The sequence below is a fragment of the Verrucosispora sp. SN26_14.1 genome (genome assembly GCF_004307965.1).
Classification (GTDB): domain Bacteria; phylum Actinomycetota; class Actinomycetes; order Mycobacteriales; family Micromonosporaceae; genus Micromonospora.
This window is the reverse complement of sequence record NZ_SISL01000138.1, coordinates 1-13,234: the sequence shown is the minus strand read 5'-3', so window position 1 is coordinate 13,234 and position 13,234 is coordinate 1. Positions and strand designations below refer to the sequence as shown.

At 70.9% G+C, this 13,234-nt stretch carries 14 protein-coding genes; 11 read left to right on the top strand and 3 right to left on the bottom strand.

Annotated elements, in window-relative coordinates; all coding sequences use genetic code 11:
- On the top strand, window positions 1-306 hold a 306-nt coding region (locus tag EYA84_RS14655), incomplete at its 5' end, for an SDR family oxidoreductase (RefSeq protein ID WP_131053602.1).
- On the opposite strand, the gene EYA84_RS14650 is transcribed toward EYA84_RS14655, so the two are convergent.
- Window positions 291-1,079: a dTMP kinase gene (locus EYA84_RS14650; RefSeq protein WP_131053601.1), complete on the bottom strand. Its 789-nt coding sequence runs from the start codon at window positions 1,077-1,079 to the stop codon at window positions 291-293. The genes EYA84_RS14655 and EYA84_RS14650 overlap by 16 nt on opposite strands.
- A gap of 94 nt (window positions 1,080-1,173) precedes the next feature.
- Between EYA84_RS14650 and EYA84_RS14645 the strand changes: the two genes are divergently transcribed.
- The 10 genes from EYA84_RS14645 to EYA84_RS14605 all read left to right on the top strand — a co-directional run bounded on the left by EYA84_RS14645 (window position 1,174) and on the right by EYA84_RS14605 (window position 10,570).
- Window positions 1,174-1,800, top strand: coding sequence for a nucleotidyltransferase (locus tag EYA84_RS14645; RefSeq protein WP_255446618.1), 627 nt, complete (start codon window positions 1,174-1,176; stop codon window positions 1,798-1,800).
- Window positions 1,797-2,072 carry a hypothetical protein gene (locus EYA84_RS14640; protein WP_131053599.1) on the top strand — a complete coding sequence of 92 codons (276 nt, stop codon included), beginning with the start codon at window positions 1,797-1,799 and terminating at the stop codon, window positions 2,070-2,072. Before EYA84_RS14645 ends, EYA84_RS14640 begins: the two co-directional genes overlap by 4 nt.
- Before the next feature lie 9 nt (window positions 2,073-2,081).
- Window positions 2,082-2,858, top strand: a complete 777-nt coding sequence (locus tag EYA84_RS14635) for a metallophosphoesterase (RefSeq protein ID WP_131053598.1) — start codon at window positions 2,082-2,084, stop codon at window positions 2,856-2,858.
- A complete protein-coding gene (locus tag EYA84_RS32970) occupies window positions 2,849-2,992 on the top strand; it encodes a GPGG-motif small membrane protein (protein ID WP_162854360.1) in 144 nt (47 codons plus the stop codon). Before EYA84_RS14635 ends, EYA84_RS32970 begins: the two co-directional genes overlap by 10 nt.
- A gap of 216 nt (window positions 2,993-3,208) precedes the next feature.
- Window positions 3,209-3,703, top strand: coding sequence for a TspO/MBR family protein (locus tag EYA84_RS14630; RefSeq protein ID WP_131053597.1), 495 nt, complete (start codon window positions 3,209-3,211; stop codon window positions 3,701-3,703).
- Between the two features lie 601 nt (window positions 3,704-4,304).
- The gene (locus EYA84_RS14625) at window positions 4,305-5,660 is read left to right on the top strand and encodes an ABC transporter substrate-binding protein (protein WP_131053596.1); all 1,356 of its coding nucleotides are present in this window, start codon (window positions 4,305-4,307) and stop codon (window positions 5,658-5,660) included.
- A 69-nt stretch (window positions 5,661-5,729) separates the two neighbouring features.
- On the top strand, window positions 5,730-6,785 hold the full coding sequence (locus EYA84_RS14620; RefSeq protein WP_131053595.1) for a carbohydrate ABC transporter permease: 1,056 nt from the start codon (window positions 5,730-5,732) through the stop codon (window positions 6,783-6,785).
- 1 nt (window position 6,786) lies between these two features.
- On the top strand, window positions 6,787-7,752 hold the full coding sequence (locus tag EYA84_RS14615) for a carbohydrate ABC transporter permease (RefSeq protein WP_131053594.1): 966 nt from the start codon (window positions 6,787-6,789) through the stop codon (window positions 7,750-7,752).
- 64 nt (window positions 7,753-7,816) lie between these two features.
- Window positions 7,817-8,851, top strand: coding sequence for a LacI family DNA-binding transcriptional regulator (locus tag EYA84_RS14610; protein ID WP_131053603.1), 1,035 nt, complete (start codon window positions 7,817-7,819; stop codon window positions 8,849-8,851).
- 60 nt (window positions 8,852-8,911) lie between these two features.
- Window positions 8,912-10,570, top strand: coding sequence for a glycoside hydrolase family 13 protein (locus tag EYA84_RS14605; protein WP_131053592.1), 1,659 nt, complete (start codon window positions 8,912-8,914; stop codon window positions 10,568-10,570).
- Window positions 10,571-10,779: 209 nt separating this feature from the next.
- On the opposite strand, the gene EYA84_RS14600 is transcribed toward EYA84_RS14605, so the two are convergent.
- On the bottom strand, window positions 10,780-12,204 hold the full coding sequence (locus tag EYA84_RS14600; protein ID WP_131053590.1) for an MFS transporter: 1,425 nt from the start codon (window positions 12,202-12,204) through the stop codon (window positions 10,780-10,782).
- Window positions 12,205-12,483: 279 nt separating this feature from the next.
- A partial coding sequence (locus tag EYA84_RS14595) for an FGGY-family carbohydrate kinase (RefSeq protein WP_255446617.1) occupies window positions 12,484-13,234 on the bottom strand: 751 nt, incomplete at its 5' end.

Sequence of the window (13,234 nt, the reverse complement as noted above, 5' to 3'; positions counted from 1 at the left end):
GTGGTGTGCGTGGCGGCCCGGGCGGCCCTCGCGCCGTTCCCCGGGGTGGCCGGCTACGTGACCGCCAAGGCCGCCGTGCTCGGCTTCGCCTCGGCCGTGGCGGTGGAGTACAAGGCTGCGGGCGTGCGCTGCAACACGGTGCTGCCCAGCGTCATCGACACGCCTTCCAACCGGACCGCGATGCCCGACGCCGACCACTCCCGCTGGGTGGTCCCCGCCGAGATCGCCTCGGTGATCCGCTTTCTGGCCTCCGACGATTCCGCGCCGACCAGCGGCGCCGCGGTGCCGGTCTACGGCCGGGCCTGAATCGCGACCGGCCCGGTCGCCCACGGCAGGGCCTGGATCGGGACCAGCGCGGTCGCCGGACCGGGCAGCCACGGCCTGACCCGCCGTGGACCCGGCTCGTCCGGCTCGTCGTCGGCGGGAAGCCATGCGGCGAGATGGTCACGGATCTCGCGGGCCACCAGGTCCGCCGGCCGGTCCCCGTCGACCGGTACGAAGCCCGGCGACTCCGGCAGGGTGCGGTAGGCGAGGTCGGCGGCGGTCAGGTAGGGCAGGCTCTCCTGGTCGGTGCCGCGCCGCTCGATCCGCCGGTATGCCTCGGACGGCGGCACCGTCAACAGGAACGTCACCTGCGGCTGCGGGAAGACCCGGTACGCGGCCCGGACCAGCCGCTCCCAGCGCTGGCCCCCGTGTGCCCGCAGGCTCGCGTACTGGCATGCGGCGTACCGGTCCATCACCGCCACCCGGCCGGTGCACAGGCTGCCGAGCAGGGCCATGGCGATGGCGAGCCAGCGCAGCACGGACTCCAGCAGCAGCATGCCGTCGCGCCCGACCAGTCCCTGGGCGTCCGGTCGGCCGAGCCGGTGCGCGGCTCGCCCCAACCAGAGACGTCCCCCGGCGTTGCGGTGATAGGTGGCCGGGTGGCCGGCGGCGGTGAGCGCCTCGGCGAGCCGGTGCGCCTGAGTGGTCTTGCCCGAGCCGTCCACGCCGATCAGGGCCACGGTGCGCAGTCGGGCCGTGCCGCACCGAATACCCGTCGATCTGGCCACTCTCGACAGGATATCCGAACCCCGCATCACAGCCGAGAGGTTCATCCCGTTATGTGGTTGATCGCGCCCTTACCCGCGCCGCACAGGTGTGGGCGACCGGATTGCCGGGTACCGATCCGGCATCCCACCGGTAGCACTGAACGAGTTCGACGGGAGAGGCGACATGGCCGAGCGCGACGACGAGACTCTCCTGCACACACTGAAGAAGGTCGCCGCCGTGCTCAAGCAGTCGGACATTCCGTTCGCACTCGGCGGCAGCTTCGCCGTGTACGCGCACGGCGGTCACTCCAGCGAGCACGACGTCGACTTCCTCATTCGTGAGCCCGACGTCGAAGCCGCCCTGGAGGCGCTGGTGGCGGCCGGGTTCACCGCCGAGCGACCCCCGGAGGACTGGCTGGTCAAGGTCTACGACGGCGGCCGGATGGTGGACCTGATCCACCGCCCGATCGAGACGCCGGTGACCGAGGAGACCTTCGCCGACACGGTCGTGCGGCCGGTGGACGCCATCCACATGCCGGTGCTGTCCGCCTCGCAGTTGATGGTGCACAAACTGCTCAGCTTCTCCCAGCACTACTGCGACTTCGCGCGAGGGCTGCCGCTGGCCCGGTCGCTGCGGGAGCAGATCGACTGGGAACGGGTACGCAAGGAGACGCAGCACTCGCCGTACGCGGAGGCGTTCCTGGTGCTGCTGGACAGGCTGGACGTCGTGCCCGACGGCGGCACGGCCGACGGGAGGGGAACACCGTGACCACGTACCGCGACCCCGGCGCCGGGCCGCCGGACGAGTACGTCGAGGCGGAGATCCACCGGCTGCTCGCCGAGGATCCCGCCGTCGCCGAGCAGGGCATCTCCGTGGTCCGTACGGATCGCGGTCTGGTGCTCCGGGGTGAGGTGGAGAGCGCCCACCGACGGGAGGAGATCCTGCGCCGGGTAACCGAGCGCTTCCCCGAGGAGCCGGTCACCAGCGACATCGGGGTGATCCGCGCGCAGGCGCCCACTGAGATCGAGCAACTGCCCTGAGGAGGCGCGATGGCTATCCGGATCGCCGCGGTGGGCGACGTACACGTGGACGAGGATGTGGTCGGCCGTTTCCGGCCGGCCCTGGAGGAACTGCCGGACAAGGCCGACGTGCTGCTGCTCGCCGGTGACCTGACCCGGCACGGCACCGAGGCGGAGGCCCGGTGCGTGGCACGGGAGTTCGGCGGGCTGGGGGTACCGGTCATCGCCGTGCTCGGCAACCACGACCACCAGTGCGACCAGGTGCCGCAGGTGGTCGGCGCGTTGCAGGAGGCGGGGATCATCGTGCTGGAGGGCGACGGCGTGGTGCTGGACTGCGCCGGCGGCCGACTCGGCGTCGCCGGGGTGAAGGGCTTCGGCGGCGGGTTCGCCGGTCGGTGCGCCAGCGACTTCGGCGAACCGGAGATGAAGGCGTTCGTCCGCACCACGACCGAGAGCGCGGACCGGCTGAGTGCCGCGCTGCGCTCACTGGACTGCGACACGTTGGTGGCGTTGACCCACTATTCGCCGGTGCCGGACACGCTGGCCGGGGAGCCGCTGGAGATCTACCCGTTCCTGGGCTGCTACCAGCTCGGGCAGGCGGTCGACTCGGCACCCACCGCGCTGGCCCTGCACGGCCACGCGCACCACGGCTCGGAGCGCGGCACGACGCCGGGCGGGGTACGCGTCCGCAACGTCGCACACCCGGTGATCAAGCAGGCGTACAGCGTCTTCCATCTGGGTGAAGACCTTGATCAGCCGCAGGTTTCCGGAGTCGGAGTGGGGGGTATTCAGCAAACATGGAGCTGATTCTCTGGATTCTCGCAGTCGTACTGGTGGTCTCCGGCATCCTCGCGCTGTTCCGCCGGCAGATCCTGTGGGGCATCGTCCTCATCGTTGTTGGCCTGCTCGTGGGCCCGGGTGGTGTGAGCATCTTCAGTTGACGTGGCGGCGCAACGCGTCGCCTGTCCCGGACCCGCCGGGGTCGTCGTGACCGGAACTCCGTCCTCCCGACAGGAGTCACCGGCCACGGCGACCCCGGCGTGCTTGCGTCCGGGCCCGGTCCGCGTCGCGGGCCGCGGATACCGCCGATCCACCGAGGCGGAAGCCCGCCCTGCCGGTGGGGTTTGCCGGCCTGACCGACGGAGAAGCAGGTGAGCATGCGAACGAGTGCGAGCGACACCCGGCGAGGCGGCGCCCGGCAGTGGTGGGCGTTGGCCGGGTTCGCGGCGGCGGTCATCGCGGCAGCGGTCATCGGCAACCTGGCCGCCGTCGGCGCTGCGGACGAGTACCGCAGCGTCGAGCAGCCCTCCTGGGCACCCCCGGCCTGGTTGTTCGGCCCGGTCTGGACGCTGCTGTACGTGACCATCGCGCTGGCCGGCTGGCTCGTCTGGCGCCGGGTCGGTTTCGGCCCGGCCGTGCTCGCCTGGGTGGTACAGCTGGCGCTCAACGCCGCCTGGACCCCGCTGTTCTTCGGTGCCGGGCGGTACGGCCTGGCCTTCGCGGAGATCGTGCTGCTGTGGTTGGCGATCGGCGTGACCGTCCTGCTGTTCCGGCGGGTCAGCACCGCGGCGGCCGTCCTGCTGCTGCCCTACTGGGCCTGGGTGACCTTCGCGGCGGCGCTGAACTACTCGATCTGGCAACTCAACGGCTGACCCGCCCGACGGCCCCTGCCGACCAGACGGGCGGATCGCCCCGATCAGCAGCAGGCCACGTCCGGCACCCTTCGCGATCGTGCCGAGGCAGCCATCCGCATCCGCGCACCGACCGCCCGTGTTGATCAAGAAGTTTGGTCATGGAGCGGGACGACTCAGGGTGCAAACTTCTTGGTCAACTCCTGCGGACCCGACCCGTTGAGGGTGCGGTCGACCGTCGACGTGGGTCGGCCGTCGGGAATAGGTCGACCGGCGGCGGGTCGCCCTGTCACAGTGCACCGGGTATTGGGAGTGGGGCGGCGGCAGCAGGTCGCGCCATGACAATCGGCGGCCCTTGGGAGTGGGGCGGGCGTGAGCGTGGGCTTGTCCGGGGGGTGGTCCGTCGGGCCTGGAGGTCGGGGACGCCGATCGACGAGGGTGATCGCCGACGCTGGGAGCGCACCCACGCAGCGACGACAGGTTTCCGGATTGTTACTCGGTCGTGTCCGTCCCAGGGCTGGACCGCGCGAGATGCAAGCGCTTACATGTGAAAACGCCCATCGGACCGGCGCCAGGTCACCGGATGCGATCCCGGCCGGCGCCGGCTAGGAAGGAGGACGGCATGGCAGTCTTTGCCAGGCCACGCCAGGCCCTCGTGATCGCCGGCGCGCTCGGACTGGCGCTCGGCGCCACCGCCTGCGGCACCGGCAGCAGCACCAGTAGCGGCAACAACACCAACGCCGATTCCGCCGAGTGTGCCCCGTACGAGAAGTACCAGGGCCACGACGGCAAGAAGGTGTCGATCTACTCGTCGATCCGGGACATCGAGGCCGACCGGCTGGACGAGTCGTGGAAGCAGTTCGAAGAGTGCACCGGCATCGAGATCAACCACGAGGGCAGTGGTGAGTTCGAGGCGCAGCTGCCCGTACGCGTCGACGGCGGCAACGCCCCCGACCTGGCGTTCATCCCCCAGCCCGGTCTGATCCAGCGGTTCGCCGAGCGGGACCAGATCAAGGCCGCCGGCGCCGAGACCAAGGCGATGGCCGAGGAGAACTACCCGGCCGACTGGCTGACGTACAGCACGGTCAACGGCACCTTCTACGGCGCGCCGCTCGGCTCGAACGTGAAGTCCTTCGTCTGGTACTCGCCGAAGATGTTCCAGGAGAAGGGCTGGGCCGTCCCGACCACCTGGGACGAGATGATCAAGCTCAGCGACACGATCGCGGACAGCGGCACCAAGCCGTGGTGCGCCGGGATCGAGTCCGGCGAGGCCACCGGCTGGCCGGCCACCGACTGGATCGAAGACCTGATGCTGCGTACGCAGACTCCCGAGGTCTACGACCAGTGGACCAAGCACGAGATCCCGTTCAACGACCCCCGGGTCGCCGAGGCGCTCGACCGCGCCGGCACCATCCTGAAGAACGAGAAGTACGTCAACGGCGGCTTCGGCGGGGTGCGCAGCATCGCCACCACCTCCTTCCAGGAGGCGGGCGTTCCGATCACGGCCGGCAAGTGCGCGCTGCACCGGCAGGCCTCGTTCTACGCCAACCAGTGGCCGCAGGGCACGCGGGTGGCCGAGGACGGCGACGTGTTCGCGTTCTACTTCCCGGCCATCGACCCGGCCAAGGGCAAGCCGGTCCTGGGCGGCGGCGAGTTCGTGACGGCGTTCAGCGACCGTCCCGAGGTGCAGGCGGTGCAGACGTACCTCGCGTCCGGTGAGCACGCCAACAGCCGCGCGAAGATCGGCGACTGGGTGTCGGCCAACAACAAGCTCGACCTGGCCAACGTCGCGAACCCGATCGACAAGCTGTCCGTGGAGCTTCTCCAGGACGACAGCTCGGTCTTCCGCTTCGACGGGTCCGACCTGATGCCGGCGGCCGTCGGCAACGGCACCTTCTGGAAGGGCATGGTCGAGTGGATCAACGGGCGGGACACCGCCACGGTCCTCCAGGGCATCGAGAGCAGCTGGCCCAAGTAAGTCCAGTGGTGGGCCGGTCCGCGAGCGCGGGCCGGCCCACCGGCTCTGCCGACACCTCTGGGAGGGTTGATGAACTTCGACTTCGCCGCACAGGCGCCGAAACTGATGATGTTGCTGTGGGGGCTGGTCGCCTTCGCAGTGGTGGTCGGCGGCCTGCTCATCCTGCTCGACGTGGTACCGGCGTTCTTCGCCCGGCGCCGTGAGGCGCAACTCGTCGCGGCCTCCGCCGGCGGCGGCGTGCCCCTGCCCCGCCGGACCAAGCCCCGGGAGGGGCTGTTCGCTCTCTTCTTCCTGCTGCCGACCGTACTGCTGCTGATGATCGGCCTGGTCGTCCCGGCGATCCGCACCACGCTCCTGTCCTTCATGGACGGCGGCAGCCAGAACTGGGTCGGTCTGGACAACTACCGCTGGATGTTCGCCGAGGACGCGATCGTCCGGGTACTGATCAACACGCTGGTCTGGGTGACGCTGGTCCCGCTGGTCGCCACCGGCATGGGCCTGCTCTACGCCGTGCTGGTCGACAAGGCCCGGCTGGAGTCGCTGGCGAAGTCGCTGATCTTCATGCCGATGGCGATCTCGTTCGTGGGCGCCGCCATCATCTGGCGGTTCGTCTACGCCTATCGGGGTGAGGGCCAGGAACAGATCGGTCTGCTCAACCAGATCGTCGTCAGCCTCGGCGGCGAACCCCGACAGTGGCTGCTCGACTCACCACTGAACACGCTGCTGCTCATCGTGATCATGGTCTGGATCCAGGCCGGATTCGCCATGGTGGTGCTCTCCGCGGCGATCAAGTCCATTCCGGCCGACATCGTGGAGGCGGCCCGCCTCGACGGGGTCACCCCCTGGCAGATGTTCCGGCAGATCACCGTGCCCAGCATCCGGCCGGCCATGATCGTCGTCGTGGTCACCATCTCGATCGCCACGCTGAAGGTCTTCGACATCGTCCGCACCACGACCAACGGCAACTACGACACCAGCGTGATCGCGAACGAGATGTACAACCAGGCGTTCCGGTACGGCCAGAACGGGCAGGGATCCGCCCTCGCGGTCTTCCTCTTCATCCTGGTGCTACCGATCGTGATCTTCCAGATCCGGAACCTGCGTCAGCAGCGACGGGAGGGCTGAGATGACCACCACCACTCCCCCGGTCGCCGCCGGCGCCCAGGACACCAACGGCCCGTCGACGCGGGCGTCCCGGGTACGCAAGCGGCTGAACAGCCGTACCGCGACCGTGGTCGCGATCGTCATCGCGGTCGTCTGGACCATCCCGACGTTCGGCCTGCTCGTCTCCTCGTTCCGGCCGGAGCCCCAACTCAAGACCACCGGCTGGTGGACGTTCTTCCGGGACCCGCAGTTCACCCTGCAGAACTACCAGGACGTGCTGTTCGGACAGGCATCCGGCTCGGGACAACTCGCCAACTACTTCGTCAACTCGCTGGTCATCACCCTGCCGTCGGTACTGTTCCCGCTCGCGTTCGCCGCGCTGGCCGCGTACGCGCTGGCGTGGATCAACTTCCGCGGCCGGGACTGGGTCTACATCGGCATCTTCGCGCTCCAGATCGTGCCGTTGCAGATGGCGCTGGTGCCACTGTTGAGCTTCTTCTCGCGCGGAGTCAGCATCGGCGGCGTCACCCTGATGCCCGCCTGGAACCTCGACGGCGCGCAGAACTTCGCCCAGGTGTGGTTCGCGCACACCTGTTTCGCGTTGCCCTTCGCCGTGTTCCTGCTGCACAACTTCATCTCGCAGCTACCGAAGGACCTGATGGAGGCGGCGCGGGTCGACGGGGCCACCCATCCCAGGATCTTCCGCACCATCGTGTTGCCGCTGGTGGCGCCCGCGCTGGCCGCGTTCGGCATCTTCCAGTTCCTCTGGGTCTGGAACGACCTGCTGGTCGCGCTCATCTTCGCCGGTGGCAGCGACGTCACCGCACCACTCACCGTCCGGCTGGCCGAACTGGCCGGTACGCGCGGCAACGAGTGGCAACGGCTGACCGCCGGGGCGTTCGTCTCGATCGTCGTACCGCTGATCGTGTTCCTGTCGTTGCAGCGTTACTTCGTTCGAGGGCTGCTCGCCGGCAGCGTCAAGGGCTGACACCCCGGGTGGTGCCGCCGTCGACGGCGACGGCGGCACCACCCGGGACATGAGCGGGGTAAGCGTGACCAGGATCGACGACGTCGCCCGGCTGGCCGGAGTCTCCACGGCCACCGTCTCCCGGGCACTACGCGGACTGCCGACCGTGTCGGCCGCCACGCGACACCGGGTGCTGGCCGCCGCCGAGCAGTTGCAGTACGCCGTGTCGCCGAGCGCCTCCCGGCTGGCCGGCGGACGCACCGGCACCGTCGCGGTGGTCGTCCCCCGGATCACCCGGTGGTTCTTCGGCGTCGTCGTCGAAGCGGTCGAGGACTTCCTGCACCAGGCGGGCTACGACCTGCTGCTGCACAACCTCGGTGGCCGGGAGCAGAACCGGCAACGGCTGCTGCACCCCGCCAACCTGCACAAACGGGTGGACGCGGTGATGCTGGTCGCCACCCCGCTGCGGGCACCCGAGCTGAGCGCCCTCGCCGCACTCGACCTGCCCGGCGTGACCGTCAGCTCCGGCACCGACGTACCGGGCTGGCCCTGCGTACGCATCGACGACGTGGTTGCCGCGCGGACCGCCACCCGGCACCTGCTGGACCTCGGCCACCGACGCATCGCCCACATCTCCGGCGACCCCGACGACGAGCTCGCCTTCACCGCGCACCTGGACCGGCGCCGGGGCTATCAGGAGGCGCTGCGCGCCGCCGGGTTGTCACCCGACCCGAGCCTCGACGTGGAGTCCCGGTTCGACATCGCCGGTGGCACCCGGGCCACCGAGGAACTGCTGCGTCGGGGCGACCCGCCCACCGCGATCTTCGCCGCCTGTGACGAGATGGCGATGGGCGCGCTGACCGCGTTACGCGACGCCGGCCTGCGGGTACCCCAGGACGTCAGCGTGATCGGCATCGACGACCACGCGCTCGCCGGGGTGCTCGGGCTGAGCACCATCGCCCAGCCCGCCGCCGAGCAGGGCCGGTTGGCCGCGAAACTGCTGCTCGACCCGCTCGCCGGACCGCCCCGGCAGCCCGGACCGCACCGGGCCACGTCGCCGGTGATCCTGAACACTCGGCTCGTCGTGCGGGAATCGACCGCACCGGCGCGGGCACACTAACGACCAGTCACCATCGTCGTCCGGCGACCCGCCGGGCCGGCTCGATTACGGGAGTCCGTCCTGAACGACAACGCGACGCAGCAGACCACGCCCTCCGCCCCGATCACGGGCTGGTGGACCGAGGCGGTGATCTACCAGATCTACCCGCGCTCGTTCGCCGACGCCAACGGCGACGGGATCGGCGACCTGCCGGGAATCACCGCCCGCCTCGACCACCTCGCCGAACTGGGGGTCGACGCGGTCTGGCTCTCCCCGTTCTATCCGTCGCCGCAGGCCGACGCCGGTTACGACGTGGCCGACTACCGGGACGTGGAGCCGCTGTTCGGCACGCTCGCCGACGCCGACGAGCTGATCGCGCAGGCCCGCGCCCGGGGGCTGCGGGTGATCGTCGACCTGGTGCCCAACCACACCTCATCGGCACACCGGTGGTTCCAGGCCGCCCTGGCCGCCGCGCCGGGCAGCCCCGAACGGCAGCGGTACGTCTTCCGCGACGGCCGGGGCCCGGACGGCACGGAGCCGCCCAACGACTGGCAGAGCGTCTTCGGCGGACCGGCCTGGACCCGGGTCCCCAACGGGCAGTGGTACCTGCACCTGTTCGACACCGCCCAGCCCGACCTGAACTGGGACGCACCGGAGGTACGCACCGAGTTCCTGGACGTGCTGCGGTTCTGGCTGGACCGAGGCGTGGACGGCTTCCGCGTCGACGTCGCGCACGGGCTGGTCAAGCAGGCCGACCTCGCCGACTGGCGGGAGCCGCAGGAGATCCTCTCCGGGCAGGAGGCCGACAAGCCCCGCCCGCCGATGTGGGACCAGGACGGCGTACACGAGATCTACCGGGAGTGGCGGCGGCTGTTGGACGGCTACCCCGGGGAACGCGTCCTGGTCGCCGAGGCCTGGGTGGAGCCGGCCGAACGGCTGGCCCGCTACGTCCGCCCCGACGAGATGCACCAGGCGTTCAACTTCGAGTACCTGGTCGCCTCCTGGACCGCCCCCGCCCAGTACGCGGTGATCACCCGGTCTCTGGAGGCCACCGACGCGGTCGGCGCACCCACCACGTGGGTGCTCTCCAACCACGACGTGGTCCGGCACGCGTCCCGGCTCGGGCTGCCGGTCGGCACCGCCCGGCCCAACGGCATCGGCGTCGGCGACGAGCAGCCGGATGCTGCGCTCGGGCTGCGCCGTGCCCGGGCGGCCACCCTGCTGATGCTCGGCCTGCCCGGTTCGGCCTACCTCTACCAGGGCGAGGAGTTGGGTCTGCCCGAGCACACCAGCCTGCCCGACGAGGCCCGGCAGGACCCGACCTGGGAACGCAGTGGGCACACCCAGCGGGGCCGCGACGGCTGCCGGGTGCCGATCCCGTGGGAGGCCGACGCCCCGTCGTACGGGTTCGGGCCCACCAACGCGAGCTGGCTGCCGCAGCCGCCGGTCTGGGCCGAGTACGCCCGGGACCGCCAGCGCGACGTGCCCGGCTCGACGTACGAGATGTACCGCACGGCGTTGCGGCTGCGGCGTACGCACGGGTTGGGTCGGGGCACCCTGGAGTGGCTCTCCTCCGGCGACGACGTGCTGACCTTCCGCAACGGCGACCTGGTCGTCTCGACCAACTTCGGCCCGGAGTCCGTGCCGGTGCCCGACGGCGAGGTGCTGCACAGCAGCGCCCCGCTCAACGAGGACGGCTCCCTCCCCACCGACGTCACCGTCTGGCTCCACACCCCCTGACCGACGTAGGTCCGGTGCAAGGAAGGGCACCTTATTAACGCCTGAGGTAGAGGAAGGGCCCCTTGTTAACACCGCCCGCCGCGTGCTGCGGCGGGCCGGGCGCCGCCCTCCCGGGGATACTCGGGTAGGGCTCGCCGGCTGGCGGCTGCTGTTAACAGGGGGCCCTTGCTATGCACGAGGCGTTAACAAGGGGCCCTTCCTTACATCTGTCACAGCTTTTCGGCGCGGGTGTGCAGCAGGTCGCGGACGTCGGCGATGTCCTTGGGCGACGTCCGGGCGGCGAACCAGTACATGATCCCGGTGGGGATGAAGAAGAGCTGGAACGCGGCCAGCCCGACGGCGTAGTTCAGCGGCGGCGGGAAGGCCGCCCGCAGGGCGTGGAAGACCACGCCGACCAGCCCGTTGCCGGCCGCCCGCCCCACCCCGTTGACCAGGTTGCCGAGGCTGTAGACGGTGCCCCGGTGCTCGGGCGGGTTGGCGTCGGCGATCAACGCGAACCAGTTCGGTGAGTTCGCCGACGTCAACGCCAACGCCAGCAGCGCGGTGAGCAGGCTCAGCCCGACCGTCGGCTCGGTGAACACGCTGCCCACCACCGCCGCCACCACCGCGCCGGTACCGGCGCCGTCGGGCACGTCGATGCGGATCGGCACGAAGAACAGCACCAGGTAGAGCGGGACCGCGGCGAGGATGCCGACCGCGGCGACCAGGGCCCGGCCGGAGGGCGTACGCCGTTGCAGCGCGTCGCCGATCAGACCGCCGACGATGGAGAACACGCCGCCGAGCTGGAACAGGGTGGCGAAGACGCTGCCCACCACGATCGCCGTCGCCGGTGAGTAGCCCTGGTCGCGTGCCCGCTCGGTGAAGAGCACCGGCAGCCAGACCAGCGAACCGAACGCGGCCTGTGCGGTGAGGCCCTGCAGGACGAGCCACCGGTTGGTCCGCCGTCCGAGGATGACCGGCAGGTCGGAGCGGCTGATCCGGTGGTCGTACTCGGCACCGCTCGCGAGCGCGGCGGCCAGTTCCGGTTCGCTCTGCCCGCGCCGGATGTCGTAGGTGAACAGGTACGCCGCGGTGGCGGCCAGGCCGACGACGGTGAGCAGGAGGAACGGGCGTCGCCAGTCGGCCGCGCCCAGCAGCCCGCCGACCAGCGTGCCGGCCAGCGTGCCGATGCCCTGGGAGAGTCCCCAGAAGCTCATCACCAGGCCACGGCGGCGGGGCGAGATCAGGTCGGTGACGACCGAGAAGCCGACCGATCCGACCGCACCGAGCCCGATCGCCGCCAGCAACTGCGCGGCGAGGAACGTCGGGTAGTTGTCGGCCAGACCGCTACCGCCGGTGCCGACCGCCCAGATCAGCGTGCCGATCATGAGCAGTGGCTTGCGGTTGGTGCGGTCCCCGAAATACGCCCAGCCGACCGCCGCGACGGCACTGACCAGGAAGCTGATCGCGGTGACCAGGCCGAGCAGGCGCTGCGGCACCGCGAAGGAGTCGGCGATCGCGCCGTAGAGCGGCGGCACCAGCCCGATCGCCACGTTGTCCAGCGAGGCGAGCAGCACGAAGACCACGACGCTGTAGATCCGGTGCGTGGCGCTCCCGCCCCACACCCGCGCGGATCGGCCCGTGCGCAAGGTCATGCCGGCAGCCAACCAGGACCGGATATCGGCCTGGTCACCGGGTCCACCCATCCCGTCACCGCGACGGCGGACCGGTCCGAACCCGCGCCACCGATCCGCGCGGCCCGACGACCGTGCGGCCCCGCCTTGCCGAGATCACGCTCGATCCTGGATCGAGTGGCATCCCGGCGCCGCAATGACCACTCGATCCTGGATCGAGCACGACCTTGGGGCGAGCACGACCTTGGGCGGCGGGATCCGGGCCGGGGCGGTGTCGCACCCCGGCCCGGAACGCGTGCGCTATTCGGCCGTCAGGCGGTCCAGGTGACGCTCCCGGGCCTCGGCGTAACGCTCCCGGATGGCCGGTACCGGCTCGGCGGCGTACTCCTCGGTGCCGGACGGTGACCACGACGGCGGTTCCGCACCGCCGAGGGCCAGCCAGGCGGCCTGGCGGGCGGCCCCGTCGGCGACGTACTCGCCGGGGGGTGGGACGACCACCGGGCTGCCGAAGACCTGGGCGGCGATCCGGCGGACGGCGGCGGAGCGGGCCCCACCACCGACCAGGATCACCCGCCGGACGGTCGCCCCGTGGGCGGCCAGCGCGTCCAGCCCGTCGGCGAGCGCGCAGAGCAGGCCCTCCACCGCTGCCCGGGCCAGGTGGGCCGGGGTCGAGGTACCCAGGGTCAGCCCGTGCACCGCCCCGGTGGCCAGCGGCCGGTTCGGCGTCCGCTCACCCTCCAGGTACGGCACCAGGACCAGCCCGTCCGCACCGGGCGGTGCCGCCAGCGCCAGCTCGGCCAACTCGTCCAAGCCGACCCGCAGCATCCCGGCGGCGGCGTCCAGCACCCGGGCCGCGTTGAGGGTGCAGACCAGCGGCAGGAACCGGCCGCTGGCGTCGGCGAAGCCGGCGACGATCCCCGTCGGGTCGGCGGCCGGGGCGTCGGCGACGCTGAACACGGTGCCGGAGGTGCCGATCGAGACGACCACGTCGCCGGGTCCGGCGCCGACCCCGAACCCGGCGGCGGCGTTGTCCCCCGCGCCGGGTCCGAGC

What these genes read in the sequence shown, in the direction of transcription:
- EYA84_RS14650 (WP_131053601.1), bottom strand. Translation starts at nt 1,079, where the DNA reads ATGCGGGGTTCGGATATCCTGTCGAGAGTGGCCAGATCGACGGGTATT.
- EYA84_RS14635 (WP_131053598.1), top strand. Translation starts at nt 2,082, where the DNA reads ATGGCTATCCGGATCGCCGCGGTGGGCGACGTACACGTGGACGAGGAT.
- EYA84_RS32970 (WP_162854360.1), top strand. Translation starts at nt 2,849, where the DNA reads ATGGAGCTGATTCTCTGGATTCTCGCAGTCGTACTGGTGGTCTCCGGC.
- EYA84_RS14630 (WP_131053597.1), top strand. Translation starts at nt 3,209, where the DNA reads ATGCGAACGAGTGCGAGCGACACCCGGCGAGGCGGCGCCCGGCAGTGG.
- EYA84_RS14625 (WP_131053596.1), top strand. Translation starts at nt 4,305, where the DNA reads ATGGCAGTCTTTGCCAGGCCACGCCAGGCCCTCGTGATCGCCGGCGCG.
- EYA84_RS14620 (WP_131053595.1), top strand. Translation starts at nt 5,730, where the DNA reads ATGAACTTCGACTTCGCCGCACAGGCGCCGAAACTGATGATGTTGCTG.
- EYA84_RS14615 (WP_131053594.1), top strand. Translation starts at nt 6,787, where the DNA reads ATGACCACCACCACTCCCCCGGTCGCCGCCGGCGCCCAGGACACCAAC.
- EYA84_RS14600 (WP_131053590.1), bottom strand. Translation starts at nt 12,204, where the DNA reads ATGACCTTGCGCACGGGCCGATCCGCGCGGGTGTGGGGCGGGAGCGCC.